General features: G+C 68.5%; 25 protein-coding genes. 8 read left to right on the top strand and 17 right to left on the bottom strand.

The window, feature by feature from the left end; all coding sequences use genetic code 11:
- Positions 1 to 365: 365 nt before the first annotated feature.
- From MBR110_RS02805 to MBR110_RS02760, 10 genes are all read right to left on the bottom strand, one after another.
- Positions 366 to 1511, bottom strand: a complete 1146-nt coding sequence (locus tag MBR110_RS02805; protein ID WP_041493913.1) for a TraB/GumN family protein — start codon at positions 1509 to 1511, stop codon at positions 366 to 368.
- Complete coding sequence (locus tag MBR110_RS02800) at positions 1504 to 2520, bottom strand: peptide ABC transporter ATP-binding protein (RefSeq protein ID WP_011886279.1); 1017 nt, start codon at positions 2518 to 2520, stop codon at positions 1504 to 1506. Before MBR110_RS02800 ends, MBR110_RS02805 begins: the two co-directional genes overlap by 8 nt.
- Complete coding sequence (locus MBR110_RS02795; protein ID WP_034192484.1) at positions 2517 to 3515, bottom strand: ABC transporter ATP-binding protein; 999 nt, start codon at positions 3513 to 3515, stop codon at positions 2517 to 2519. The genes MBR110_RS02800 and MBR110_RS02795 overlap by 4 nt, the downstream gene beginning before the upstream one ends.
- A 132-nt stretch (positions 3516 to 3647) precedes the next feature.
- Complete coding sequence (locus MBR110_RS02790) at positions 3648 to 4565, bottom strand: ABC transporter permease subunit (protein WP_011886281.1); 918 nt, start codon at positions 4563 to 4565, stop codon at positions 3648 to 3650.
- Between the two features lie 4 nt (positions 4566 to 4569).
- Positions 4570 to 5580, bottom strand: a complete 1011-nt coding sequence (locus tag MBR110_RS02785) for an ABC transporter permease subunit (protein ID WP_011886282.1) — start codon at positions 5578 to 5580, stop codon at positions 4570 to 4572.
- A 119-nt stretch (positions 5581 to 5699) separates the two neighbouring features.
- Positions 5700 to 7328: an ABC transporter substrate-binding protein gene (locus tag MBR110_RS02780; protein ID WP_034192483.1), complete on the bottom strand. Its 1629-nt coding sequence runs from the start codon at positions 7326 to 7328 to the stop codon at positions 5700 to 5702.
- A gap of 334 nt (positions 7329 to 7662) precedes the next feature.
- Positions 7663 to 8970, bottom strand: a complete 1308-nt coding sequence (locus tag MBR110_RS02775) for an MFS transporter (protein ID WP_011886284.1) — start codon at positions 8968 to 8970, stop codon at positions 7663 to 7665.
- A gap of 194 nt (positions 8971 to 9164) precedes the next feature.
- Positions 9165 to 9476 (bottom strand): high-potential iron-sulfur protein, encoded by a 312-nt coding sequence (locus MBR110_RS02770; protein ID WP_181709156.1) that lies wholly within the window; start codon positions 9474 to 9476, stop codon positions 9165 to 9167.
- Positions 9477 to 9660: 184 nt separating this feature from the next.
- The gene (locus MBR110_RS02765; protein ID WP_181709155.1) at positions 9661 to 10770 is read right to left on the bottom strand and encodes an NAD(P)/FAD-dependent oxidoreductase; all 1110 of its coding nucleotides are present in this window, start codon (positions 10768 to 10770) and stop codon (positions 9661 to 9663) included.
- Between the two features lie 109 nt (positions 10771 to 10879).
- Positions 10880 to 11860: an AAA family ATPase gene (locus MBR110_RS02760; protein WP_011886287.1), complete on the bottom strand. Its 981-nt coding sequence runs from the start codon at positions 11858 to 11860 to the stop codon at positions 10880 to 10882.
- Positions 11861 to 12096: 236 nt separating this feature from the next.
- On the opposite strand from MBR110_RS02760, the gene MBR110_RS02755 reads away from it, so the two are divergent.
- The 4 genes from MBR110_RS02755 to MBR110_RS02740 all read left to right on the top strand — a co-directional run bounded on the left by MBR110_RS02755 (position 12097) and on the right by MBR110_RS02740 (position 15331).
- On the top strand, positions 12097 to 12825 hold the full coding sequence (locus MBR110_RS02755) for a nitroreductase (RefSeq protein ID WP_011886288.1): 729 nt from the start codon (positions 12097 to 12099) through the stop codon (positions 12823 to 12825).
- Positions 12826 to 12970: 145 nt separating this feature from the next.
- Positions 12971 to 13459: a hypothetical protein gene (locus MBR110_RS02750; protein WP_014723829.1), complete on the top strand. Its 489-nt coding sequence runs from the start codon at positions 12971 to 12973 to the stop codon at positions 13457 to 13459.
- Between the two features lie 5 nt (positions 13460 to 13464).
- Entirely contained in the window at positions 13465 to 14280 is an 816-nt protein-coding gene (locus tag MBR110_RS02745; RefSeq protein WP_011886290.1) for an endonuclease/exonuclease/phosphatase family protein, read from the top strand.
- Positions 14281 to 14560: 280 nt separating this feature from the next.
- Positions 14561 to 15331 (top strand): ferredoxin--NADP reductase, encoded by a 771-nt coding sequence (locus MBR110_RS02740; protein ID WP_011886291.1) that lies wholly within the window; start codon positions 14561 to 14563, stop codon positions 15329 to 15331.
- 169 nt (positions 15332 to 15500) lie between these two features.
- Here the strand turns inward: MBR110_RS02740 and MBR110_RS02735 are convergent, their stop codons facing one another.
- Positions 15501 to 15764 carry a hypothetical protein gene (locus MBR110_RS02735; RefSeq protein WP_131753889.1) on the bottom strand — a complete coding sequence of 88 codons (264 nt, stop codon included), beginning with the start codon at positions 15762 to 15764 and terminating at the stop codon, positions 15501 to 15503.
- On the opposite strand from MBR110_RS02735, the gene rqpS reads away from it, so the two are divergent.
- The 4 genes from rqpS to MBR110_RS02715 all read left to right on the top strand — a co-directional run bounded on the left by rqpS (position 15748) and on the right by MBR110_RS02715 (position 20280).
- The gene (gene rqpS, locus MBR110_RS02730) at positions 15748 to 16563 is read left to right on the top strand and encodes a quorum system sensor histidine kinase RqpS (protein ID WP_175983891.1); all 816 of its coding nucleotides are present in this window, start codon (positions 15748 to 15750) and stop codon (positions 16561 to 16563) included. The genes MBR110_RS02735 and rqpS overlap by 17 nt on opposite strands.
- A 7-nt stretch (positions 16564 to 16570) precedes the next feature.
- Positions 16571 to 17227, top strand: coding sequence for a response regulator transcription factor RqpR (gene rqpR, locus MBR110_RS02725; protein WP_011886293.1), 657 nt, complete (start codon positions 16571 to 16573; stop codon positions 17225 to 17227).
- Positions 17228 to 17528: 301 nt separating this feature from the next.
- On the top strand, positions 17529 to 18935 hold the full coding sequence (locus MBR110_RS02720; protein ID WP_045578699.1) for an amino acid permease: 1407 nt from the start codon (positions 17529 to 17531) through the stop codon (positions 18933 to 18935).
- Between the two features lie 319 nt (positions 18936 to 19254).
- Positions 19255 to 20280, top strand: a complete 1026-nt coding sequence (locus tag MBR110_RS02715; protein WP_014723832.1) for an XdhC family protein — start codon at positions 19255 to 19257, stop codon at positions 20278 to 20280.
- Between the two features lie 58 nt (positions 20281 to 20338).
- Here the strand turns inward: MBR110_RS02715 and MBR110_RS02710 are convergent, their stop codons facing one another.
- The 6 genes from MBR110_RS02710 to fliE all read right to left on the bottom strand — a co-directional run bounded on the left by MBR110_RS02710 (position 20339) and on the right by fliE (position 24390).
- Positions 20339 to 21073: a PepSY-associated TM helix domain-containing protein gene (locus MBR110_RS02710; RefSeq protein ID WP_011886296.1), complete on the bottom strand. Its 735-nt coding sequence runs from the start codon at positions 21071 to 21073 to the stop codon at positions 20339 to 20341.
- Between the two features lie 287 nt (positions 21074 to 21360).
- On the bottom strand, positions 21361 to 21684 hold the full coding sequence (locus MBR110_RS02705) for an EscU/YscU/HrcU family type III secretion system export apparatus switch protein (RefSeq protein ID WP_014723834.1): 324 nt from the start codon (positions 21682 to 21684) through the stop codon (positions 21361 to 21363).
- A complete protein-coding gene (fliK, locus tag MBR110_RS02700) occupies positions 21681 to 23066 on the bottom strand; it encodes a flagellar hook-length control protein FliK (protein ID WP_059462208.1) in 1386 nt (461 codons plus the stop codon). Before fliK ends, MBR110_RS02705 begins: the two co-directional genes overlap by 4 nt.
- Positions 23067 to 23148: 82 nt before the next feature.
- The gene (locus MBR110_RS02695; RefSeq protein WP_011886299.1) at positions 23149 to 23481 is read right to left on the bottom strand and encodes a flagellar protein FliT; all 333 of its coding nucleotides are present in this window, start codon (positions 23479 to 23481) and stop codon (positions 23149 to 23151) included.
- Complete coding sequence (gene fliS, locus MBR110_RS02690; protein WP_011886300.1) at positions 23478 to 23912, bottom strand: flagellar export chaperone FliS; 435 nt, start codon at positions 23910 to 23912, stop codon at positions 23478 to 23480. The genes MBR110_RS02695 and fliS overlap by 4 nt, the downstream gene beginning before the upstream one ends.
- Positions 23913 to 24045: 133 nt before the next feature.
- Complete coding sequence (gene fliE / locus MBR110_RS02685) at positions 24046 to 24390, bottom strand: flagellar hook-basal body complex protein FliE (protein WP_011886301.1); 345 nt, start codon at positions 24388 to 24390, stop codon at positions 24046 to 24048.
- Between the last annotated feature and the right edge of the window lie 89 nt (positions 24391 to 24479).

The following is a 24479-nucleotide window of genomic DNA, read 5'->3' as shown; positions in this document are numbered from 1 at the left end:
TCCCCCGGTCGGACGACGGAACGTCGCTTATACCGCTAAGTCTGCCACATGCATGTGCTGTACGACGATGTTTGGCCCCGCCGTGCATGCAGACACTCCGCGGCCGGCACGCTGATTACGTGCCGGCTACGCCAACCCCGCGCTTTGTTTTCTGCTACCCCGTAGAACTTTTCTATTCTTTGCATTTTTTCAACTTGTGGGGTGAAGAATAGAGATTGGCAGAACCGGATGTCAATGGCTTTAAACGCTATTTCCAGACGGTTCGAGGGTTTTCCTTATCGGCTCGCGCGGCCGCTTACGCGCATCGACACGCAAGCGCGCAGCCGATCGAATGGCGGAGGACCGGCGAGCGGCGTCGGGCGCGCTCAGTTCGCGTCGACCCGGTACCCCTGCTGGCGCAACAATTCGAGCACGCCGCGCTGGCCACCCAGGTGCAGCGCGCCGATCGCGACGAACACCGGCCGGTTCGGCGCCGCGATTGCCGTCATCCGTGCAACGAAGCGCCGGTTGCGCTCGTACAGGATCTTGTTGTCGATCGACGCCGACAGCGCCTTCGACCGTGCGAGCCGCTCGCTCTTCGCGACCGCCCATGCGGAGATCGCGTCGGCGTCGCCAATACGCCACAGCCGGTGCAGCGCGCCGATGTCGGCGGCGTTCTGCGCGGGCGTCTGCACCATGTCCTGCGCGAGCATCTCGCGCTGCTCGGCGAGCGTGAGGCCGGTGAACGCGCGCATCTGCTCGGCGAGCGTCTCCAGGCCGATCACGCGGCCGCCCTTCTTCTTCAGAAATACGTTCTGCAGCTGCGCCTCGGTGCCGTACTCGGTCTGCAGGCCGGCCGACAACGAGTCGTACGTCTCGACCACCAGCGCGGCGAGCCACGGCCGCATCCGGCGGATTTCGGCGAGCGCGGCCGGGTTGCCGCGCAGCCGCGCGGCGAGCTGCTGCCACAACGGCTCGGGAAGCAGGCGCTGCAGGCACGGGTAGCGGCAGACGCCGTACTTCGACACGTCGTCCTGCGATTCCAGCAGATCGTCCGGCGACAGCTCTAGCGCGAGCGTCGGCGAGGCGGCGAGCGCCGCGAGGATGGTGGGCCGGAACGGCTGCGCGCTCGGGTAGTCGGACGGGTCGCCCGTATGCAGCGTGCCGAGCACGTACAGCGTGACCTTGCCGCGCGTCGCGACGTAGAACGGCATGCGGGCCGGCTGCACGCGCACCGTACCGCGCGCGACCGTGCCGCTCGACACGGACGGCGCGTGGAAGCCCGGCAGCGTCATGCCCGGCGACGGCGCCTGCGCCCGATGAATCGGCGAACTGCTCGGCATGCGCTCCTGCGCGCGCGCGGCCGCGGCCGGCACCAGCACGCTCGCGGCCACGCAGGCGCCGGCCAGCGCCGCGCCCGTCACCGTGCGCACGCTCCAGCGTCTTGCGTTGCGGCACGCGCGCAGCATGCGCGCGCGGCCGGCTCCCGACCGGCGCACGCGAGGCGCGCGCGCCGCCAACCCGTCAGGCATTCGCCTCCCCCACCTCCTCGGCGCGATGGCAGGCCACGCGACGTCCGTCGACGTCGCGCAGCTGCGGTTCCTCGACACGGCAGCGCTCGACCGCATACGGGCAGCGCTGGTGAAACGCGCAGCCCGACGGCGGATTGAGCGGCGACGGCAGTTCGCCCTGCAGCTTGATCTGCACGCGGCGGTCTTCCTCGAAGATCGCCGGCGTCGCCGACATCAGCGCACGCGTGTACGGATGACGCGGCCGCGCGTAGATCGTCGCCTTGTCGCCGAGTTCGGCGACGCTGCCGAAGTACATCACCATCACGTCGTCCGCGACGTGCTCGACCACCGACAGGTTGTGCGAGATGAACACGTAGCTCGTGTTGAACTGCTCCTGCAGATCCATGAACAGGTTCAGGATCTGCGCCTGGATCGACACGTCGAGCGCGGACACCGGCTCGTCGGCGACGACGATGCGCGGCTCGAGGATCATCGCGCGCGCGATCGCGACGCGCTGGCGCTGGCCGCCCGAGAACATGTGCGGATAGCGCTTCGCGTGCTCGGGGCGCAGGCCGACGGTGCGCATCATCTGCGCGATGCGCGCTGCGCGTTCGGCCGCCGACAGGTTCGCGTTGATCTCGAGCGGCTCGGCGAGCGTCTGCTCGACGGTCTTGCGCGGATTCAGCGACGCGAACGGGTTCTGGAACACCATCTGCACGCGGCGGCGCAGGTCGGCGACGGTGTGGCGGCCGGCGCCGGCCACGTCGTTGCCGTCGATCATCAGGCTGCCCGAGGTGGGCGTCTCGATCATCGTGAGCTGGCGCGCGAGCGTCGATTTTCCGCAGCCCGACTCGCCGACCACCGCGAGCGTCTTGCCGCGCTCGAGCGTGAACGACACGCCGTTCAGCGCCTTCACGGTGCCCTGCCCGAACATCCCGCGCCTGACCGTGTAGTGCTTCGCGAGCTGGTCGGCAACCAGCACGGCCTGCCCGTCGGGCGACGCGCGGCGCGTTTCGTTGACAGCATTCATCGTGCGCCTCCCGTCAGGTCGAAGCTGGAAACATTGAGCGGCTTGATGCAGCGCGCGCGCATCGCATCGTTGCCGGCCACGAGCGGATCGAGCGCCGGGCGCGCCTTGCGGCAATCGTCGACGACGTACTTGCAGCGCGGCGCGAACAGGCATCCGGACGGGCGATCATCGCGGCCCGGCACCATGCCGGGCAATGCGGCAAGGCGACGCGCCCCCTGATTGTGCTCGGGAATCGCCGCGAGCAGCGCTTCGGTGTACGGGTGATGCGGCGCGCGGAAGATGTCGGGCACGCGGTTGGTCTCGATGATCTCGCCCGCGTACATCACCGCCACGCGCTGCGCGACCTCCGACACCACGGCCAGATCGTGCGAGATCAGCACCAGCGCCATCCCGCGCTCCTTCTGCAGCTTCACGAGCAGATCCATGATCTGCGCCTGGATCGTCACGTCGAGCGCGGTGGTCGGCTCGTCGGCGATCAGCAGCTTCGGATTGCACGCGACGGCCATCGCGATCATCACGCGCTGATTCATGCCGCCCGACATCTGGTGCGGAAACGCCGCGATCCGGTTCTTCGCATCGGGAATGCCGACCTGGTCGAGCAGCTCGAGCGCGCGCCGGTGCAGAGCGTCGCCGCGCAGCCCTTCGTGCAGCTTCAGCACCTCCTTGATCTGGTAGCCGACCGTGTAGCTCGGGTTCAGGCTCGTCAGCGCGTCCTGGAACACCATCGCGATGTCCTTGCCGACGATCTTGCGGCGCGCCTTCGGCGACGCCTTCAAGAGATCCACGCCGTTGAACGTGACCTCGTCGGCCGTCACCTTGCCGGGCGCGTCGATCAGGCCCATCAGCGCCATCATCGTCACGCTCTTGCCCGAGCCCGATTCGCCGACGACGCCCACCACCTCGCCCGGCGCGATCGACAGGTTGATCCGGTCGACGGCGGGCAGGCCGTTGAAATTCACCGCGAGATTGCGGATGGTCAGGAGTGGGTTGCTCATGTCGTCCTCCGCCGGGCCGTCCCAAAGAGGATGACCGCCCCCTTGGGGGGCGCCGTGCATGGGAGCGGAGTAAGCGCCGAAGCGCCAACTCCGCTCGGCAGCGAACGAAGCAAGCGTGGGGTTCGTTTCATCTTAGGCCATCCGTTTCAGTTTGGGATCGAGCGCGTCGCGCAGCCCGTCGCCGAGCAGGTTGATCGCGAGCACCGAAATCAGGATCGACAGGCCCGGCATCGTCACGATCCACCATGCGTTGTCGATGTAGTCGCGCGCGGACGCGAGCATGGCGCCCCACTCGGCGGTCGGCGGTTGCACGCCGAGGCCGAGGAAGCCGAGCGCGGCCGCGTCGAGGATCGCCGACGAGAAGCCGAGCGTCGCCTGCACGATCAGCGGCGCCGTGCAGTTCGGCAGCACCTGCGAGAACATCAGGCGCAGCGTGCCGGCGCCGGCCACGCGCGACGCCGTCACGTACTCCTTCTGCAGCTCGCCGAGCGCCGACGCGCGCGTGAGGCGCACGTAGGCCGGCAGCGCGACGATCGCGATCGCGAACATCGTGTTGGTGAGGCCCGGCCCGATGATCGCGACGACGGCGACCGCGAGCAGCAGCGACGGCAGCGCGAGCAGCACGTCCATGATGCGCATCACGGGCGTGTCGGCCCATTTCTGGAAGAACGCGGCGACGAGGCCCAGCACGATGCCGGGGATCAGCGCGAGCACGACCGACACGAAGCCGATCCAGAACGACATGCGCGCGCCGAACATCAGGCGCGAAAGGATGTCGCGCCCGGCTTCGTCGGTGCCGAGGATGAACTGCCAGTTGCCGCCGGCGAGCCACGCGGGCGGAATCTTCACGTAGTCGCGGTATTGCTCGACGGGGCTGTGCGGCGCGATCAGCGGCGCGAGGAGCGCGACCAGGATCAGCACGAGCACGACGAGGCCGGCGCCGACCGCGCCGCGATTGCGCGAGAAGTTGGCCCAGAACTCGCGCAGCGCGAGCGCGCGGCCGCCGGCCGGCGCGGATTCGGTCGGCAGGGTATTTTGCAGATTGCTCATGGAGTTACCTCGTGTGGCGGATGCGCGGATTCAGCACGCCGTACAGCAGGTCGACGACCAGGTTCACGACGATCACGAGCGTCGCGATCAGCAGAATGCCGCCCTGCACGACCGGATAGTCGCGGCGGCCGATCGCATCGATCAGCCACTTGCCGACGCCGGGCCACGAAAACAGCGTCTCGGTCAGCACGGCGCCAGCAAGCAGCGTGCCGATCTGCAGGCCGATCACGGTGACGACCGGGATCAGCGCGTTGCGCAGCGCATGCACGACCACCACGCGCGCCGGCGACAGCCCTTTCGCGCGCGCCGTGCGGATGTAATCCTCGCGCAGCACTTCGAGCATCGACGAGCGCGTCATCCGCGCGATCACCGCGAGCGGGATCGTGCCGAGCACGATCGCGGGCAGGATCAGGTGGCTGACCGCCGACTTGAACGAGCCTTCGTCCGGCGCGAGCAGCGCGTCGATCAGCATGAAGCCGGTCGGATGCGGGAAGTCGTATTCGACCGCGATGCGGCCCGACACGGGCGTCCAGCCGAGATACGACGAAAACACCATGATGAGGATCAGCCCCCACCAGAAGATCGGCATCGAGTAGCCGGTGAGCGCGGTGCCCATCACGCCGTGATCGACGACCGAGCCGCGCCGCAGCGCGGCGATCACGCCGGCCGGCAGCCCGACCACGAGCGCGAACACGAGCGCGCACAGCGACAGTTCGACGGTCGCCGGAAAGCGCGCGAAGAATTCGCCCGCGACGCTGGTGTTGGTGATGATCGACGTGCCGAGGTCGCCATGCAGCGCCCGGCCGATGTAGTGCAGATATTGCATGGGCAACGGCTGGTCGAGCCCGAGGCGCTTCATCGCCTCTGCATGCATCGCGGGATCGACGCCGCGCTCGCCCATCATCACTTCGATGGGGTCGCCCGGTATCAGGTGAATCAGCGCAAACGCCAGGATGGTGATGCCGATGAAGGTCGGGATCACCATCCCCACGCGGCGCAACACGAATGTGAACATGATGCGTCTCGTATTTTCTTGTGGGAAATGTGCGACCGGCGACGGGAAGCTTTTGGCTTCCCGCCGCCGGATGAGGTATGAGCCGGTCTCGGTCTTCTGGACAGCTTATACGGGCCGTATTACTTCACGCCGACTCCGTCGAAGCGCGCGTAGCCGAGCGGTTCGATCCGCATGTCGACCACGTTCTTGCGGACCGGCTGGTAGACCGTCGAGTTCGCGATCGGCGAGAACGGCAGCTGTTGCGCGAAGATCTGCTGCGCCTGCATGTAGATCTTCGTGCGCGCGTCCTGGCCCGTCGTCGTGCGGCCCTTCTGCACCAGCTCGTCGAACGGCTTGTAGCACCAGTGCGAGAAGTTGTTGCCCTTGATCGCCTCGCAGCCGAGCAGCGTGCCGAGCCAGTTGTCCGGGTCGCCGTTGTCGCCGGTCCAGCCGATCAGCATCGTGTCCTGCTCACCCGCGTGCGCGCGCTTGATGTACTCGCCCCATTCGTAGGTGACGATCTTCGCCTTCACGCCGATCTTCGCCCAGTCGGCCTGGATCATCTCGGCCATCAGCCGCGCGTTCGGGTTGTACGCGCGCTGCACCGGCATCGCCCACAGCGTGATCTCGAAACCGTTCGGGAAGCCTGCCTTGGCGAGCAGCGCCTTCGCCTTCGCGGTGTCGTAGGCGGCCATCTTCAGGTTCTTGTCATACGACCATTGGGTCGGCGGCACCGGTGCGGACGCGGCCTGGCCGGCGCCCTGGTAGACCGATTCGAGGATCGCCTTCTTGTTGATCGCCATGTCGAGCGCCTGACGCACTTCGAGCTTGTCGACCGGCTTGTGCTCGACGTTGTATGCCAGGTAGCCGAGGTTGAAGCCCGGCTGCGACGGCATGTCGATGCCCGAGTCGGCCTTCAGCGTCGCGATGTCGGCCGGACGCGGATAGCTCATCACCTGGCATTCGTTGCGCTTGATCTTCTGCACGCGCACGCCCGGATCCGGCGTGATCGAGAAGATCAGCTTCGACAGCTTCACCGCGCCCTTCTTCCAATAGTCTGGATTGCCATCGAAACGGATCGTCGCGTCCTTCGTGTAGCTGCGGAAGATGAACGGGCCGGTGCCGATCGGCTTCTGGTTGATGTCGGCGGCGCGGCCGGCCTTCATCAGCTGATCCGCGTATTCGGCCGACAGGATCGACGCGAATTCCATCGCCATGTTCTGGATGAACGGCGCGTTCGGCTCGGCGAGCGTGAACTTCACGGTGTACGGATCGACCTTCTCGACCTTCGTGACGAGCTTGTCGAGGCCCATGTCGGTGAAGTACGGGAACGACACCGGGTACGCCTTGCGGAACGGCTGGTTCGGATCGAGCATGCGCTCGAACGTGAACACGACGTCGTCCGCGTTGAACTCGCGCGTGGGCTTGAAGAAGTCGGTCGTGTGGAACTTCACGCCGTGACGCAGGTGGAACGTGTACACCTTGCCGTCGGACGACACGTCCCACTTCTCCGCGAGGCCCGGCTCGACCTTGGTGCCGCCGCGCTCGAATTCGACGAGACGGTTGTACACGGTGAACGTGGCGGCGGTGAAATCGACGCCGGTGGTGAATTGCGCGGAATCGAAACCCGCCGGGCTGCCTTCTGAGCAGTAGACGAGCGTCTTGTTCGGAATCTGCGCGAAGGCAGAACCCGCGACGCCGAGCGATGCTGCTGCCACGCCTGCAATGGCGGTAACACGCAGGCTGTGCAACAGACGGTTGTATTCCATGTTTCCTCCAGGTCTCCAGATCGGAACCGGTCCCCATGGGCCGGGTACGCGGATATTACTTGAGCTATGGATTGCGCAACAAGCTGGAGAAAAAACTCTTTTAGTTGCGTGCGCGCGGCTTTTTGCCGGGGTAGCGCGGGCGCGGAACGGTCGCGCCGCATGCGCGAGCGGCGGATGCGCCAATCGTGCGCCTGTTTCCTTCTACAACTAAACAATTCGGCTGCGTGCGCGGACGGGCCGTCACGTCGAAGTCATGCTCATCGCGCTCGTTGCGCTCCGCGCGCGCATGGCTGCACGCCCGGAACGGCGCCGGTGCGCGTGTTGCAGCGCATCGTCAGGCGGGTGCGTCGAGGTCGGCGCTGCGCGCGGGGACGAATGCGACCGCGACGATCGACAGCGCGAGCCCGGCCATCACGTAGTAGGTCGGCGCGAGCGGCGAGCCGGTCGTCTTGATGAGCCACGTGACGATGAACTGGCCGAAGCCGCCGAACATCATCACCGCGATGTTGTATGCGATCGACAGCCCGGTCGAGCGCACGTTGGCGGGAAACAGTTCGGCGATCATCGCGCCGAACGGCCCGTAGTAGCCCGCGAGCGTGACCGCCAGCACCGCGTGCACGACGATCAGCCGGCCGATGCTCGGCGCCCCGTCGAGCCACACGAACAGCGGATACATCAACGCGAGCGTCAGCACGAGCGACCACAGCGAAAGCCCTTTGCGACCGATGCGATCGGACCATGCGCCGGCGATCGGCGACAGCACCATCAGCAGCAGGTTGCCGATGATCACTGCGTAGAACGACTGAGCATAGGGCAGCTTCAGCTGCTTCACCGCGAAGGTCGGCAGATAGATGATCAGCACGTAGATGGTCACGGTGAGCGCGATCACCGAGCCGAGCCCGCACAGCACCTCGCGCGGATGGCGCGTGAAGACTTCGCCGAGCGTCGCGCGGCGCGCGCTCTGCTGGGCATGCAGGAATGCTTCGGAATCGTCGAGATGACGACGGATGTAGAAACCGATCGGCCCGATCACGAGCCCGAGGACGAACGGCACGCGCCAGCCCCAGCTGTGCAGCGCGTCGTGCGACAGCCCGCGCGTGACGGCCGCGCCCACCAGCGCGCCGATCAGCAGCGCGGCCGCCTGGCTCGCCATCTGCCAGCTGCCGTAGAAGCCGCGTTTCGAGAACGGCGCGGCTTCGATCAGCAGCGCGGTCGCGCTGCCGAATTCGCCGCCGGCCGAGAAGCCCTGCAACAGACGGCCGAGCACGATCAGCAGCGGGCCGCCGATGCCGATCGCCGCATACGGCGGCGCGGCGGCGAGCAGGAAGATGCCGGCCGTCATCAGCAGCATCACCAGCGACAGCGCGGCCTTGCGGCCCGCGCGGTCCGCGTACAGCCCGAGCACGATGCCGCCGACCGGGCGCATGAAGAATGCGACGCCGAACGTCGCGGTCGTCAGCAGCAGCGACGCGTATTCACTGGAAGTCGGGAAGAACAGCTCGGCGATCACGACCGTCATCAGGCCGAACACGGTGAAGTCGTACCACTCGAGCGCGTTGCCGATCACGGCCGCCGCGACCGCGCGCCGGTTCAGCGCACGCTCGGGCCGGACCGTCTTGGTTGAATTCGCAATCGTCGCCATGCGTGCCTCGTCCTCGTGAATTCGCCGTGTCGGGCGGTCGCGGATCGCACGGGAGCGTTCGCGGCGCGCTGGTGTGCAGCGAGTGTAGAAAGCGAAGAAACCGATTTCAAGCATAAAAAAGCCCGCCATCGTCCGATGGCGGGCGTTTTGCGGTTTTCGCCACATTGCGGCATCGCACGATGCCGCCACCGACGTCAGCCCATCTTCGAGAATGCGCTGCACCAGCCCTTCGCCGACACCTGCTTGCCGGGGAACGCACCGCACGGGCCCGACGCGGAGCCCTTCTTGCCCTGATACAGCATGCAGGCCGCGCAATCCTGGCCCGCCGCGTATTTCGGATACTTCGCCTTGTCGACCTTGGTGGCATCGGACTTGTAGCCGAGCGCCACCGCGGTCGGATCGGTTTCCGACAGCATCGGCGCATCGGCCAGCGCTTCGCGCGACAGCGCAAGCGCGGACACGGCGCCGATGCTCGCGATCAGGAAACTCCGACGGGTTGCTTTCATGGGGACTCGCTCCAACGTTATCGGTTTGAAAGCCGTTCTGGCGACGGCCGCTCGACAGAATAACCGCGCGGCGAACAAATGTGCGCGCCGAAATGCCGGAGATAACGGATTTCGCAGGCGCAGCGAAGCCGCGTCGGGCGGCCCGCGCGCGGACGCTACGCGTGAGGTGCGCGTGAGGTGCGCGTCAGGTGCGCGACGCGATGTCGCCGACGCGCTGCGCGAGCGCGAGCGCCGCGGTCAGCCCCGGCGACTCGATGCCGAACAGATTGACGAGCCCGCGCACGCCATGCTGCGCCGGCCCCTGCACGACGAAGTCGGCCGGCGGCTCGCCGGGCCCGGCGAGCTTCGGCCGGATTCCGGCGTACGCGGGCTGCAGCGCGCCGTCGGGCAGGCCGGGCCAGTATGCGCGGATCGATGCGTAGAACCCCTGCGCGCGCGCCGGATCGACGTCGTAGCGCAATGCGTCGACCCATTCGACGTCGGGGCCGAAACGCGCCTGTCCGGCCAGGTCGAGCGTCAAGTGGATGCCGAGCCCGGCGCGATCGGGCATCGGATAGACGAGGTGCGAGAACGGCGCGCGCGCGGCGAGGCTGAAGTAGTGGCCGCGCGCGAGGTAGAGCGGCGGCACCCAGCGCGGGTCGAGCCCGCGCGTGCGGCGCGCGAGCGCCTGCGCGCCGAGCCCCGCGCTGTTGACGACGCACGCGGCCTCGATTTCGGTCGGCGCAGCGCCGCCGGTGCGAACGACGAAGCGCCCGCCGCGCAACACGTCGATCGACTCGACCGGCGATTGCAACGCGCACGTCGCGGCGTCGCGCTGCGCGTCGCCGAGCAGCGCGAGCATCAGCTGATGGCTGTCGACGATGCCGGTCTCGGGCGAGAACAGCGCTTCCACGCATTCGAGCGCCGGTTCGAGCGTCTGCGCTTCGGCGCGCGTGAGCGGCAACAGGTCGAGCACGCCGTTTTCCGCCGCGCGGGCCGCGATCGCCTTCAGCTGCTTCACCTGCGCGGCGCTCGTCGCGACCAGCAGCTTGCCCACGCGCCGGTGCGGCACGTGATGCGTCTCGCAGAATCGATACAGGAGATCGCGCCCGTGCACGCACGAGGTCGCCTTCAGCGAGCCGCGCGGATAGTAGAGCCCCGCGTGAATCACCTCGCTGTTGCGCGAACTGATGCCCGTGCCGATCGCATCGGCCGCTTCGAGCACGATCGTCTCGCGATCGCGCGCGGCAAGCTCGCGCGCGATCGCCAGACCGACGACACCCGCGCCGATCACCACACAATCCGTCTGCTCCATGGCGTTTCGCGTCGCTCACGCGTCGAGGGAACACACGGCGATTGTACGTCCCGGTTCGCGCGCGTGCCGGCCACGCACACGTCGTGGCCGGCCGCGCGCCGCCGCCGACTCAGAAGCCGATCGGCCTGCGCTTCGCGGCGCCCTCGTCGGCGCGGATGTCCGCCGGCGCGATCACGTCGCGCCCGTCGAGCCGCGCGGCGCCGAACGCATGCAGCAGCGCGCGGCGCATCGTGCGCGGCGGCGTCGCCGCGAGCACGTCGAGCGCGTCGGCATCGAGCGTCTCGGGAAAGCGCCGTCCCCATCCATGCGACGTGCGGATCTCGTCGTAGATCGTCTGCGCGATGCGGCGCGCGCCGGCCGCGTCGGGCGGCGCGATCTCGTACACGTTCATCCGGTTCAGCAGCGGCTCGGGAATCGCATGCGCGTCGTTCGCGGTCGCGATCCAGATCACGTTGCCCGCATTGATCGGCACCTCGGCGAATTCGTCGACGAACGCGCGCGCGGTGTCGTGCTCGAGCAAGGCGTACAGCGCGCCGAGCGGATCGTACTGCGCGTCGCTGCCGGCCTTGTCGATCTCGTCGACGGCGATCACCGGGTTCGCGTAGCTGCCGTTGACGAGCGCATCGAACACCTTCCCCGGCTTCGCGTTCTTCCATTGCGACGACGCGCCCGACAGAATCCACCCGGCCGTCAGCGAACTCATCGGCACGTAGTGATACGCGGTGCCGAGCAGCTGCGCGAGCGCCTTCGCGAAATGGGTCTTGCCGATCCCCGGCGGGCCGAGCAGCAGGATCGGCATCAGCTCGAGCCGGTCGTCCGTCTCGAGACACAGCGCGACCTGCTTGCGCATGTCGTCGAGCGGCTCGGTGAAATTGGGCAGCGCTTCGCCGAGCGCGTCGAACGACGGCATCCGGTTCGGCTTAACGCAAAAGCGCAGATTGCCGGTCTTGAGCATCCGCTCGTAGGTCGCGCGCAGCGCATCGCTCGCGCTCTCGTTCAGATCGTTCAGCGCGGTCTCGACCTGCTCGAGGTCGTACACCGTGCTGAAGGACGCCACCGCCAGTTCCTGTTTCACCATCGCCGTCGTCATACCAACCTCGCTCGTGCTGCCGTCGCCCGGCCATCGGACCCCGACGATTTCAGTGTAACGATCCCGCGTCGGCGCGCAAGCAAGCAGCCGCCGCGCTCTGCTGCTAACACGCGCGCACGCTGCAGCGGCGCGCGCCGCGGCGTATGATCGACGGTTCACGGGCCGCCTCGCCGGCCTCGCCGTCCTCGCGCACTGCGCCCGCACGACGCGGCGCGCTTCGTTCCGAAGGGTTGCCGATGTCCTTTCCCGATGCCGCCTCGCGCGTCGACGCCGACGCGCTCCGCACTGTGGACGCGGTCGATGCCGCGCTCAAGTCACGCCGCGCGATACGCGCGTTCCTGCCGACCCCGGTGCCGCGCGACACGCTCGAGGCGATCCTCGAAGCCGCGAGCCGCGCGCCGTCCGGCACCAACATCCAGCCGTGGCGCGTGTACGTCGCTACCGGCGCGACGCGCGACGCGCTCGCGGCGGCGCTCACCGCCGCGTACGACGATCCCGCGCGCGACGAGAAATACGTCGCCGAGTACGACTACTACCCGCGCGAATGGGTGTCGCCGTACGTCGACCGGCGCCGCAAGGTCGGCTGGGACCTGTACGGCCTGTTGAACATCGGCCGCGACGACAAGGCGCGCATGCATGCGCAGCACGCGCGCAATTTCCGCTTCTTCGATGCGCCGGTCGCGCTGTTCTTCACGCTCGATCGCGTGATGGCGCTCGGCGCGTGGCTCGACTGCGGGATGTTCGTGCAGGCCGTGATGACGGCCGCGCGCGCACGCGGTCTCGACACCTGCCCGCAGGCCGCGTTCGTGCCGTTTCACCGGATCGTCGCCGAGCACCTCGGGATACCGGCCAACGAGCAGCTCGTCTGCGGAATGTCGCTCGGCCACGCGGACCCGCACGCGATCGAGAACCGTCTCGTCACCGAGCGTGCGAGCGTCGCCGAGTTCACCCGCTTTTTCGCTTGAAAACACGCGGCCCGCACCTACCTTTCGATCAGGACCGGATCGTGCTGCGCCCCCGGACGGTGCATTCGCTCGCGCGACCGCGCCGATCGATCGGGCGTAAGATGTGCGTCCGTTCCACGCTACCCGCGTTTTCCGGAGAAGTTTCATGCTGAAGCACGGCCTGGCCGTCCTGCTCGCGAGCTGCGCGCTCGCGGCCCATGCGCAAAGCCCCGCACCGGCCGTCGTCGCATGGGAGATCCAGGTGGTGCGCGACGGTCAGACCATCGACACGTTCCAGCAGCGCACCACCGTCGGTCAAACCCGCACCGATACCCATCGCTATCCGTCCGCCGTGCCCGTCGGCTGCGGCAATGCCGCGCGCGTCGTGCCGACCGAGCGCTCGCGCGCGGTCACGGTCGCGCCGCTGTCCGTCGACGACGCCGCGCACACCGTCTCGCTCGCGCTCGACGTGCAGGAAACCCTCGACGACGACGACACGCCGCGCGGCGATCCGTGCGTGCCCGCGTCGCCGCGGCAGATCGCCGCGAGTCATCCGGGGCTCGCGGTCGGCGGCGAGGCATGGACCGACTGGACGCTCGTCGACCAGCATCCGCATCTCGTCTATCGCGTGCGTGCGCACGTCGCCAGGGACTGAACGCCATGTCCGCAGACGCACTATCCCTGCCGTTCGCCGAACCGCACGCGGCGCCCGACGAAATCACCGCGGTCAGCTGGAACCTGCACAAGGGCCGCTCGCCGCTCGGCTTCACCGCGTGGAACGCGATGCGCAACTGGATGCAGTCGACGCACGCCGACGTGTACTTCCTGCAGGAAGCGATGGCCCGCCGCATGCCGCGCCCGATGCTCGCACCGGGCTTCGGCGCGCCGATGGAAGAGGCCGGCGACGACGTCTGGCACTGCCAGGCCACCGAGATCGCGCAGGCGCTCGACTGGCAGATCGCGCTCGGGCCGAACGTGTTCAAACCGTCGTGGCGGCACGGCAACGCGATCCTGTCGCCGCATCCGCTCGATCTCGGCGGCCGCTGGGACATCTCCGCGCACCGCTTCGAGCGCCGCGGGCTGCTGGTGGCGCGCGCGACGCTCGCCGGCGCGCGGCCCGTCACGCTGCTGTGCGCGCACCTCGCGCTCACGCGCGCCGCGCGGCTGCGCCAGATGCACTGGATCGCGCACTGGATCGTGCGCAACGCGGGCGACGATCCGCTCGTGCTGGCCGGCGACTTCAACGACTGGCGCAACGATTCGGTGGCGCTGTTCGGCGAGATCGGGCTGTCCGAGGTCGCGACGCTGCTCGGCGAGTCGGGCCGCACGTTCCCGGCGTTCTCGCCGGCGCTCGCGCTCGACAAGATGTTCGTGCGCGGGCTGACGCCGCTCGAATGGCAGGCGCCGTCCGGCGAGACGGCCTGGCTGTCCGACCACCTGCCCTACATCGCGCGGCTGCGGCTCGATCCGCAGTAACCGCGGTGACGCGCGCGCCCGCGCGCAGCGCCGCGCGCGGGGCCGCCCGGCGCAAGCCGGATGAAATGATTCGTTGCGCCAAATCCGCGCAGCCGCGCGGGTCAAGCCCGCATCTGCCCCAAGCAGGGTAAAATACCGAGTTACTCAAACGTCTGTCATCGAGAAGGCGCGTGTCCGACGCGCCGGCCGGCCGATCCGCGATCGGGCCGCTGCACTCGGTTTTTTTGCCCGTTTTTGGGCTCGTTACACGCGTTAGCGACGCGCGTCCGCTTTCAAAGCCATGAGCAAATACGACACCGCCACCGTCCAATCCGTCCACCACTGGACCGACACGCTTTTCAGCTTCACCTGCAGCCGCGAACCGAGCCTGCGCTTCAACAACGGCGAATTCACGATGGTCGGCCTCGAGGTCGACGGCAAGCCGCTCGCGCGCGCTTACTCGATCGTCAGCCCGAACTACGAGGATCACCTCGAATTCTTCAGCATCAAGGTCCAGGACGGCCCGCTGACGTCGCGCCTGCAGCATCTGAAGGTGGGCGACACGGTGCTGATCGGCAAGAAGCCGACCGGCACGCTGGTCGCCGACAACCTGCTGCCGGGCAAGACGCTGTGGATGCTGTCGACGGGCACGGGCCTCGCGCCGTTCATGTCGATCATTCGCGATCCGGACATCTACGAACGCTTCGACAAGGTCATCCTGACGCACACCTGCCGCCTGAAGGGCGAGCTGGCGTACATGGACTACATCAAGCACGACCTGCCGGGCCACGAGTACCTGGGCGACATCATCAAGGAAAAGCTCGTCTACTACCCGACGGTCACCCGCGAAGCGTTCGACAACGAAGGCCGGATCACCGATCTGATCGCGACCGGCAAGCTGTTCACCGATCTCGGCGTGGCGCCGTTCTCGCCGGAACACGACCGCGTGATGCTGTGCGGCAGCACCGCGATGCTGAAGGACACCACCGACCTGCTGAAGCAGGCCGGCCTGGTCGAGGGCAAGAACAGCGCGCCCGGACACTACGTGATCGAGCGCGCCTTCGTGGACTGATCGGTCCCCGGAAATTGTCCGCGGTCAACAAACCGGAGCTTTGGCTCCGGTTTTTTTTTGTCCCCACTTGGCGAATTCGTAACAAACTGAGACTATTCATCCCGAAATAGTTACATTTCGATACGGGTGGAACCGGTATTTTCCCGTCGGTGTTTTTCCTACAACACCTTCAAGCCGATTGTGCACATTTACCCTTAAATGTCCGCCTGTCATGAATTTTTCGAAAATTTTGAGATATGATGCGGCCCGAGCGGTTGCTGTTCGGAGGGTCATGAAAGGGTCGGACAAAAACGTTACGAGTTGTAACTTTTGTTACTTCGGCGATGGGCGATTCTCTGGCGGCGACCGTCATGGAAACGGCAATCGGGCCACTCAGCCAGCCGGTGTCTGAACCGCTTCTGACAGCAGGGAGAATCATGGATACGTTGCTCAATGCGCCCTCCGGCGCTCACGCCCCGTTCCAGTCGCAGCCGTTCGCGCCCCGCGACGCCGCTGCCGATCCGATGATTGACACTCTCCCCGAACGCGACGCATCTGCTGCACGGATCGCGGCGCTGTCCACGCAATTGATGGCCGCCGACGAAGCCGCCCGCCGCTATCTGGCCGGCGAGCTGCACGACGGGCTCGGCGCCGAACTCACCGCCGCGCGTTTCGCGCTCGCCAACGTTCTGACCTGGCTGCCGGCCGATGCGCCGGAAGGCTGCGTGCGCGCGGTCGAACTCGCGCAGCGCGCGCTCGACGCCGCGACCGACGCGAATCGCCGGCTGATCGACGAACGCGACACGCCGCCGCTCGATGGCGGCGTGGTCGGCGCGCTGTCGACGTGGGTCGACAGCCATGCGGCGCGCACCGGGCTGCGCACCAGCTTCGTGTGCGCGGCCGACGCCCGCCTCACCCAGCTCGCGGGCGCGAGCGCGCTGGCGATCTTCCGCGTCGCGCAGGAAGCGCTGTCGAACGTCGCCAAGCATGCGCGCGCGACGTCCGCCGACGTGCGCATCGACACCGACGCCACCCATCTGGCCCTGATCGTCAGCGACGACGGCCGCGGTTTCGCGCGCGGCCGGCGCGTCGGCTACGGCCTCGCCGGCATGCGCGCGCGCTGCGAAGCGTTCGGCGGCAGCTTCGACGCCGGCAAGCCGGCGTCGGGCCGCGGCACGCGCGTGGTCGCGCGCTTCGCATGGGATTCGCTGTTCGCGGTGCCCGCCGTCGCGCGCCGCGCGTCGCGTTCGTGAGGTCGACATGAGCTTGAACATCCTGCTCGTCGACGATCATGCGATCGTCCGGCAAGGGATCCGCCACCTGCTGATCGATCGCGGCATCGCGCGCGAGGTCACCGAAGCCGAGACCGGCAGCGACGCGATGGCCGCCGTCGACCGCCAGACCTTCGACGTGATCCTGCTCGACATTTCGTTGCCCGATACGAACGGCATCGAGGTGCTCAAGCGCATCAAGCGCAAGCTGCCGAACGCGCCCGTGCTGATGTTCTCGATGTACCGCGAGGATCAGTACGCGGTGCGCGCGCTCAAAGCCGGCGCGGCCGGCTATCTGTCGAAGACGGTGAACGCCGCGCAGATGATCGGCGCGATCCAGCAGGTCGCCGCCGGCCGCAAGTACGTGAGCCCGGCGATGGCCGAGGCGCTCGCCGAATACGTGTCGTTCGAGAACGAGCCGCTGCCGCACGAGAAGCTGTCCGACCGCGAATACCAGACGCTCTGCATGCTCGCGTCGGGCAAGCGCCTCACCGACATCGCGAACACGCTGTCGCTGTCGGTGAAGACGGTGAGCGTGTACCGCTCGCGGCTGCTCGAGAAGATGCGGCTGTCGAACAACGCGGAGCTGACGTTCTACGTGATGAGCAACCGGCTCGTCGACATGGCGCCCGCGTCGGGCGGCTGAGCAGCTGAGCGACTGCCGCTTGGCGGGCGCTTCATCGGGCGCTTCGCTTCGTTCGGCGGGATCTCATGCTCGCCGCACGTTTCACCCGCTTCACCCGTTCGGCGCAGGTTCGACCCGCGCCGCGGCCTTCCCCACACCGGCGACGCGCCGCCCGCGCAGCGCGCAAGCGCTTGTTTTATCGGACGATTTCGCAGCGCGCCGCTGCGCCGCAACGGGTCTTCTGCGCCAAATCGGCTAAAATTCCGGGTTTTTCACTCAGTCGGCGCGGCCGTGTTCGCGCGCGCTGGAGACCTACCCCGCAATGTCCCTCTTCCGCAAGAAAAACGTCGATCGCATGATCGCCGGCGCGCACGCCGCCGGGCTCAAGAAAGCGCTCGGCGCCATCGATCTCACCTTCCTCGGCATCGGCGCGATCATCGGCACCGGCATCTTCGTGCTGACCGGCACCGGCGCCGTGCAGGCCGGCCCCGCGCTGATGCTGTCGTTCGTGATCGCCGCGATCGCGTGCGGCCTCGCGGCGCTGTCGTATGCCGAGTTCGCGTCGACCATTCCGGTCGCCGGCTCGATCTACACCTATTCGTACGCGACGCTCGGCGAGCTGGTCGCGTGGATCATCGGCTGGGACCTGATGCTCGAATACGGCCTCGCGGCATCGGCCGTGTCGGTCGGCTGGTCGGGCTACCTGCAGTCGCTGCTGCAGGGCTTCGGGCTGTCGCTGCCGACCGTGCTGACCGCCGCGCCAGGCGCGATCCCCGGCACCGTCACGTGGTTCAACCTGCCCGCGTTCCTGGTGATGCTGGTGATCACGACGCTGCTGTCGATCGGCATCCGCGAATCGACCCGCATCAACAACGTCATGGTGTTCATCAAGGTGTCGGTGGTGCTGCTCGTGATCGCCGTCGGCCTGTTCCACGTGACGCCCGCGAACTGGAAGCCGTTCATGCCGCACGGCTGGAACGGCGTGTTCGGCGCGGCGGCCGTGATGTTCTTCGCGTTCATCGGCTTCGACGCGGTGTCGTCGGCGGCCGAGGAAGTGAAGAATCCGAAGCGCGACCTGCCGATCGGCATCATCGCGTCGCTGGCCGTGTGCGCGGTGCTGTACGTGACGGTCGCGGCCGTCGCGACCGGCATCGTGCCGTCGGCGCAGTACGCGAACGTGTCGCACCCGATCTCGTATGCGCTGCAGATCGCCGGCGAGAAGTGGGTGGCCGGCTTCATCGACCTCGGCGCGGTGCTCGGCATGCTGACCGTGATCCTCGTGATGAGCTACGGCCAGACGCGGATCATCTTCGCGATGTCGCGCGACGGGCTGCTGCCGGCGATGCTGTCGCACGTGCATCCGCGCTACGCGACGCCGTTCCTGACGACCTGGCTGGTCGGCCTGTTCTTCGGGCTGATCGCGGCGCTCGTGCCGCTGAACGTGCTCGCCGAGCTGATCAACATCGGCACGCTCGCGGCGTTCTCGATGGTGTCGATCGCGGTGCTGGTGCTGCGCCGCACGCACCCCGAGCTGCCGCGCGCGTTCCGCTGCCCCGGCGTGCCGGTGGTGCCGATCCTCGCGGTCGGCGCGTGCCTGTTCCTGATGCTGAACCTGCAGCCCATCACGTGGGCCGCGTTCGGCATCTGGCTCGTGATCGGCCTCGTGATCTACTTCCTGTACTCGCGCCACCACTCGAAGCTGGCGCGCGGCCAGCACGACGCGCACTGACGCCACGCGCACGTGCGTTCGCACGTGAAATGGCAGATGCAGCCGCGCACCCACGCAGCGCGTGCGGCTGCAACGTCGCACCGGGCCGCCCGGCCCCGTGCGGCGCGCAGCGCCTCCGCCTCCGCCTTCCTCCTCCGCCACAACCGCGCCGCGCCATTGCCGCGCGCGGGCGCTGCCTGATCGTCCCGATCTCTTGCCCGATCCTCGCCATTTGCGCCCCACACGCGCACGCTGGCAGCACGCGCGCGCGGTGCGGTTCATAATCCCGCCATCGAACGACGGTCGGGAGCCGCAGACCGTCCGGCAACGGGAAAACATCATGGACAGCGTCGATCTCGATGTACTGAAATCCAGCGCGCGCTGGCTCGCCGACGGGCGCCGCGTGCTGCTCGTGACGGTCGTGAAGACCTGGGGCTCGTCGCCCCGCCCCGAGGGGGCGATGCTCGCGGTGCGCGAAGACGGGCTGGTGGTCGGCTCGGTGTCCGGCGGATGCATCGAGGACGATCTGATCGCGCGCGTTCATGCCGCGGGCATCGCGGCCGACGCGCGGCCGGAGGCGGTGAAGTACGGCGTCACCGCCGAAGAAGCGCATCGCTTCGGCTTGCCGTGCGGCGGCACGATCCAGCTGGTGCTCGAGCCGCTCACGCGCGACAGCGGGATCGCCGAGCTGTGCGCACAGGTCGAGGCCGGCCGCCTCGTCACGCGCACGATGACGCTCGCGACCGGCCACGCGTCGCTGTCGCCGGCACAGGCCGCCGACGCGCTCGCGTTCGACGGCGAACGGCTCGTGACGATCCACGGGCCGCGCTACCGGATCCTCGTGATCGGCGCGGGGCAGTTGTCGCGCTACCTGTGCCAGATCGCGGCGGGGCTCGACTATCAGGTGACGGTCTGCGATCCGCGCGACGAATACACGGATGGATGGGACGTGCCGGGCACGCGGGTCGTGCGGACGATGCCAGACGACACGGTGCTCGACATGAAGCTCGACGCGCGCTCCGCCGTGATCGCGCTCACGCACGACCCGAAGCTCGACGATCTCGCGCTGATGGAGGCGCTGAAGACGCCCGCGTTCTACGTAGGCGCGCTCGGCTCGCGCCGCAACAATGCGGCGCGGCGCGAGCGGCTGCGCGAATTCGATCTGAGCGAGGCCGAGCTGGCGCGGCTGCACGGGCCGGCCGGCATCTACATCGGCAGCCGCACGCCGCCGGAAATTGCGATCTCGATCCTCGCCGAGGTGACGGCCGCGAAGAACAACGTGTCGCTGCCGACGATCCTGCAGGTGGAAGGCGCGAAGGCCGCGCGCGAACTCGCGGCGAGCAGCGGCGCGACCTGCGGGTCGTGACGCTGGCGGGCGCGATGAGCGGTGTGTGCGGGGTCGCCGCAGCGTCGATCCGGTCGCCTTACGCGAATCCCGCGGCAAGCGCCGCGGCAACCGAGCCGGCCACCAGCACGACGCCGACCGTGCGACGCTTGTTCAGCTCGGTCCACAGCAACACGCCCGTCAGCGACAACAGGATCAGCGACCCCGCGATCGTATCCATCAGCAACACCCAGCCGATGCCCATGCCGACGCCGCGATGCAGGCTGCTCAACGTGCCGGCGAACGTATTGGCGGTGCGCTTCACCGACACGTAGCCGTTGCCGACCCAGTAGTCGGCCTGCACGTTCTGGTGCGGTCCGAACACGCCGATCTGCCAGTGCTCCGGCTGCATCACGCGCCGGTCGCCCCACGCGACCGCCTGCGCCGGCTCCTTGCGTACACGGCCCGGCCGGCCTTCGAAGTGCAGTTCCTGCTGCAGCCAGCGGGTCATCGCCGCGGGCGAGCGCGGCGCCGGATCCGGCAGCGCGAGCTGCAGCTGCTCGACCTGCGGCTCGCCGGTGGAAATCTTCAACGGCGCCGCGCGATGGTTGAGCAGCACGCCCGTCACGCCGAACAGCAGGCCGAGCACCGCGCCCCACAGTCCGACCCAGCCGTGCACCTTGCGCAGCCACTTGATGAAGGTCGCGCGGCGCGAACGGCGGCGGCGCGCCGCCAGCTCGGCGTCGCTCGCCGGACGCACGGCCGGTCGCAGCACGGTGACGCCCGCGGCGGGCTGGTCGGCCCGCGGCGGGGCGATCGTTTCAGGCGCGTTCACGCAATAGCTTCCATTCGTTCGACACGACGAGCGGCGCCACGTGGAACGTGCGCCGCCCGGTCAATATGATAATGAGAATGGATATCATTACATAAAGCGGGATGCAGCTCAATCCGTCTGCATCGCACGGCGCGCGCGGAACGAGGAGCGAATAGACGGGAATGCCCACCGATCGGCGGCTGATCGGGCAGATTTACGGCGAGATACGGGAAGAAAGCCCGCGCCAGCCGACACCGACGCAACAGCGCAGGCAAGCAACGAAACGAACGAGCGAACCCGCGCGACGCTCAGCGTCGCAGTGCCGGCAGCGGAAAGTGCGCGGCGCCGTCCGGCTCACGCTCCGGCTCGGCGCGATCGAGCGCGTACAGCCAGGCAAGCAGATCGGCGACGGCCTGGTAAAGCTGCGGCGGAATCCGGTCGTCGAGGTCGACCTGCATCAGCAGCGACACCATCTCCGGCGCGGTATGCACGTACAGGCCGGCATCGCGCGCGCGCTCGACGATCATGTCGGCGACCAGCCCGTAGCCCTTCGCGACGACGCGCGGCGCGGCGTCCCCGCCCTTCGGATCGTAGACCAGCGCGGCCGCGCGCTTGCGGGAACCCATGCTCATCGCGGCACCGTTTCGTCGACGTCCGGCGTGCCGCCCGCGCCGCCCCGCGCATACGCGGCGGCGGCGGCCTGCGCGACGAACGCGTCGAAGCCGTCCGGCGCGTCGCCGACCGCGCGGATCGACAGGCCGCCGAGCCGCAGCCCCGAGCCTTCGAAGCGCTGCCGCAGCGCGGCCTCGTTACGCGTCAGCCGGCCCGCACCGGCCGAATTCGCGCGCAGGCGCGCGACGAGTTGCGCGCCGTTCAGCACCAGTTCGGCGTCGACGGTGCCGAGCGACGGCAGCGTCAACGTGAGCCGCGTGCGCCACGCGATGCCGTCGCCCGCGTCGCCGTCGCCGCCGCGCGGCGCACGGCCGCCCGGGTCGTTCGGCTCGATCGTCCAGTCGAGCCGCGCGCCCGGCCATGCTTCGCCGGTCCAGCGGAACTGGTCGGTCGCGAGGGCATCGAGTTGCTGCCGCACGATCGCGACGGCCGCCGGATGCACGGCCGCCGACGACTGCGGCTGCGCCTGCGGATCGGCCGACGCGGCGGCCAGCGCGGCGCGCGCGGGCGTCGCCCAGTGCGCGTCGGGCAGTTCGCCGAGCGGATCGGCCATGCCGGCCGCGCCCGGCGCACCACCGCGCGCGGCCGCCGACGCGTTCGGCATCGATGCATGCGGCGCGGCGCTGCCCGCTGCCGACGCACCGGACGACACGGCGGCGCGCGCAGCCGGCAGCGGCGCGCGCTGCGCGAGCAGTTCGTCGAGCGGGTCGGGTGCGTCGTGCTGCGCGGCGTCGGCGGCCGTCTGCACCGGCACCGTCGCGAGCCGCGCCTGCGGTTCGCGCATCAGCGCGGCGAGCGGACGCTGGCCGGCAAGCCACTGCGCGAGATGCGATTCGTAGAACAGGCCGCTTTCGCTCACGGCCTGCGCGAGCGCCGCGCGCAGCGCCGCCGTGGGCGGCGCGGCGGGCGTATCGCGCACGGCCGCGGCGGCGTTCGCGGCGGTCGCGGCCGATGGCGTTGAAGAAGAAGGAGAAGAAGACGAAGCAGGCGCAGACGCCGCCGCAGCGGCCACGCCCGGCTGCGCGCCGTCGGGCGACGCAGTCAGCGCATTCAGCAGCACGGTCGGATCGGCCAGCAGCGGTGCGCGCCCGGCGATCGCGGGCGTCGCGACGCCGCCCGAACGCGAGATCGCATCGAGCACCAGCGCGACGTCGGACAGCGCGGTCTGGGCCGAAGCGGGCGGCGCGGCCGGCTGCGCGAGCGCAGGCGCCGCCGACGCCACGCCGGCGCCCGGCGTGCCGACCTGCGCGGCGCCGCTGCCGGCGGGCGCCGTCACGGTGGTCAGCAGGCTGTCGATGCGGCTCGTCAGCAAGGCGGCCGCAACGGGGTCGATACCGGTCATGATCGGAGCCTGCTCACCTCAGCCACTTCGTTGCAAATCCGGAATCGGGGCCCGCGGCAAGCGCCGCCCCGGCAAACGGGCCTTACCCGCGCGCGCGATACAGATCGGTCAATACGCGGCTCGAGCGGCGCGCCTCGAACAGCCCCGACAGCCGGGCCATGTCCGGGCTGGCGAGATCGCGGATCGCGGCGTCGTCGGCCAGGATCCGGCGAATCAATTCGAGCTTGCGGCCCCGCTCGGGCTCGTCGAGCGCAACGCCCGGTGCGGCCTCCTTCAACTCGTCGACGAGGCGCAGGAACTCCACCTGCAGCGCCGGCAACACGCTCCAGTCGGCAGCGCGCGCAGCGCTCAGCATCTGGCCGGACACGGCCGCGAGCGCCTCGTAGCTAGCGAAGTATTGGGCCTTGCCGTTCATCTGGCCGCATCCGCAGCCTGCTGCGCGGCCATCCGGGCGACTTCGGGCGCAATGCCCGTCCACGCTTCCTCGAGCGTGGCGAGCAGCCCGTCGACCTCGACCAGCATCGCGTCGCTGCCCTGCGCGTTGGCCTGCAGCAGCCGGCGGCCCATGTAGGTGTACAGCGCGTCGAGCCGCGCGGCGATCTCGCCGCCGACGTCGCGGTTCAGCGACGCCTGCAGCCCGCTCTCGACGATCGAGATGGCTTTGCCGATCGCTTCGCCGCGAGCGGCCACGTTGCCCTGCTGCAAATGCATGCGCCCCAGTGCGATCGCCTGGCGGGCGCCCTGGTACAGCATCGCGATCAGCCGGTGCGGCGACGCGCCCATCACGCCCGTCTCGACGCCGACGCGCGCGTATGCGCTGGCTCCAGCGTGCCCTGGCGAAAACATGCGCTTCTCCTTGTGATGCGTTGGCTATGCGGTAGCCGCCGCCCTGCATCGCACGACGCGGCCCTGTTCCGGAGTTATCGGAAGGGAATTGAAAACCTTTAGGCGCGCACGCGGCCGCCCCGCCCGCGGGACGTCACACCGACATCTGCATGACCTCGTTGTAAGCGCTCACCAGCTTGTTGCGGACCTGGAGGCCGAACTGGAAGCCGATGTTGGCCTTCTGCATGTCGACCATCACGTCGTTCAGCGACACGTTCGCCGCGCCGACCTCGAACGCGCGGGCCTCGCCGAGCGCATGTTGCTGGTCGCCGCTGATCTTGTCGAGCGACGCCTTCATCGCGCTCGCGAAGGTCCCCGCCGTGGCCGCGCCCGAGCCGGCGAGCGCCGCCGCCGGGCTGGCCACGCCGCCGTTCGCCTGCGCGGCCATCGCCTGCATTTGTTGCAATACCGACCCGATTCCGCTGACGTTGGCAACCATGCTGTCCCCAGACACAAGAGAAGAGACCCGGACGTCCCGGGCGATCCGCCGGCGCCGCACCATGCGCACCATGCCGGATAGCGAAAAAG

This window comes from Burkholderia sp. MBR-1, assembly GCF_013822785.1.
Lineage (GTDB): Bacteria > Pseudomonadota > Gammaproteobacteria > Burkholderiales > Burkholderiaceae > Burkholderia > Burkholderia vietnamiensis.
Note: the sequence above shows the minus strand (reverse complement) of the source record. Positions and strands in the feature narration are given on the sequence as shown.

Excerpts from the sequence above, each read along its gene's own strand:
- MBR110_RS02795 (WP_034192484.1), bottom strand. The coding sequence starts at position 3,515 with ATGAGCAACCCACTCCTGACCATCCGCAATCTCGCGGTGAATTTCAAC.
- MBR110_RS02750 (WP_014723829.1), top strand. The coding sequence starts at position 12,971 with ATGCTGAAGCACGGCCTGGCCGTCCTGCTCGCGAGCTGCGCGCTCGCG.
- MBR110_RS02790 (WP_011886281.1), bottom strand. The coding sequence starts at position 4,565 with ATGAGCAATCTGCAAAATACCCTGCCGACCGAATCCGCGCCGGCCGGC.
- MBR110_RS02760 (WP_011886287.1), bottom strand. The coding sequence starts at position 11,860 with ATGACGACGGCGATGGTGAAACAGGAACTGGCGGTGGCGTCCTTCAGC.
- MBR110_RS02765 (WP_181709155.1), bottom strand. The coding sequence starts at position 10,770 with ATGGAGCAGACGGATTGTGTGGTGATCGGCGCGGGTGTCGTCGGTCTG.
- MBR110_RS02785 (WP_011886282.1), bottom strand. The coding sequence starts at position 5,580 with ATGTTCACATTCGTGTTGCGCCGCGTGGGGATGGTGATCCCGACCTTC.
- MBR110_RS02695 (WP_011886299.1), bottom strand. The coding sequence starts at position 23,481 with ATGAACGGCAAGGCCCAATACTTCGCTAGCTACGAGGCGCTCGCGGCC.
- MBR110_RS02705 (WP_014723834.1), bottom strand. The coding sequence starts at position 21,684 with ATGAGCATGGGTTCCCGCAAGCGCGCGGCCGCGCTGGTCTACGATCCG.
- fliK (WP_059462208.1), bottom strand. The coding sequence starts at position 23,066 with ATGACCGGTATCGACCCCGTTGCGGCCGCCTTGCTGACGAGCCGCATC.
- MBR110_RS02775 (WP_011886284.1), bottom strand. The coding sequence starts at position 8,970 with ATGGCGACGATTGCGAATTCAACCAAGACGGTCCGGCCCGAGCGTGCG.
- fliE (WP_011886301.1), bottom strand. The coding sequence starts at position 24,390 with ATGGTTGCCAACGTCAGCGGAATCGGGTCGGTATTGCAACAAATGCAG.
- MBR110_RS02715 (WP_014723832.1), top strand. The coding sequence starts at position 19,255 with ATGGACAGCGTCGATCTCGATGTACTGAAATCCAGCGCGCGCTGGCTC.
- rqpR (WP_011886293.1), top strand. The coding sequence starts at position 16,571 with ATGAGCTTGAACATCCTGCTCGTCGACGATCATGCGATCGTCCGGCAA.
- rqpS (WP_175983891.1), top strand. The coding sequence starts at position 15,748 with ATGGATACGTTGCTCAATGCGCCCTCCGGCGCTCACGCCCCGTTCCAG.
- MBR110_RS02755 (WP_011886288.1), top strand. The coding sequence starts at position 12,097 with ATGTCCTTTCCCGATGCCGCCTCGCGCGTCGACGCCGACGCGCTCCGC.
- fliS (WP_011886300.1), bottom strand. The coding sequence starts at position 23,912 with ATGTTTTCGCCAGGGCACGCTGGAGCCAGCGCATACGCGCGCGTCGGC.
- MBR110_RS02800 (WP_011886279.1), bottom strand. The coding sequence starts at position 2,520 with ATGAATGCTGTCAACGAAACGCGCCGCGCGTCGCCCGACGGGCAGGCC.
- MBR110_RS02720 (WP_045578699.1), top strand. The coding sequence starts at position 17,529 with ATGTCCCTCTTCCGCAAGAAAAACGTCGATCGCATGATCGCCGGCGCG.
- MBR110_RS02805 (WP_041493913.1), bottom strand. The coding sequence starts at position 1,511 with ATGCCTGACGGGTTGGCGGCGCGCGCGCCTCGCGTGCGCCGGTCGGGA.
- MBR110_RS02745 (WP_011886290.1), top strand. The coding sequence starts at position 13,465 with ATGTCCGCAGACGCACTATCCCTGCCGTTCGCCGAACCGCACGCGGCG.
- MBR110_RS02770 (WP_181709156.1), bottom strand. The coding sequence starts at position 9,476 with ATGAAAGCAACCCGTCGGAGTTTCCTGATCGCGAGCATCGGCGCCGTG.
- MBR110_RS02780 (WP_034192483.1), bottom strand. The coding sequence starts at position 7,328 with ATGGAATACAACCGTCTGTTGCACAGCCTGCGTGTTACCGCCATTGCA.
- MBR110_RS02740 (WP_011886291.1), top strand. The coding sequence starts at position 14,561 with ATGAGCAAATACGACACCGCCACCGTCCAATCCGTCCACCACTGGACC.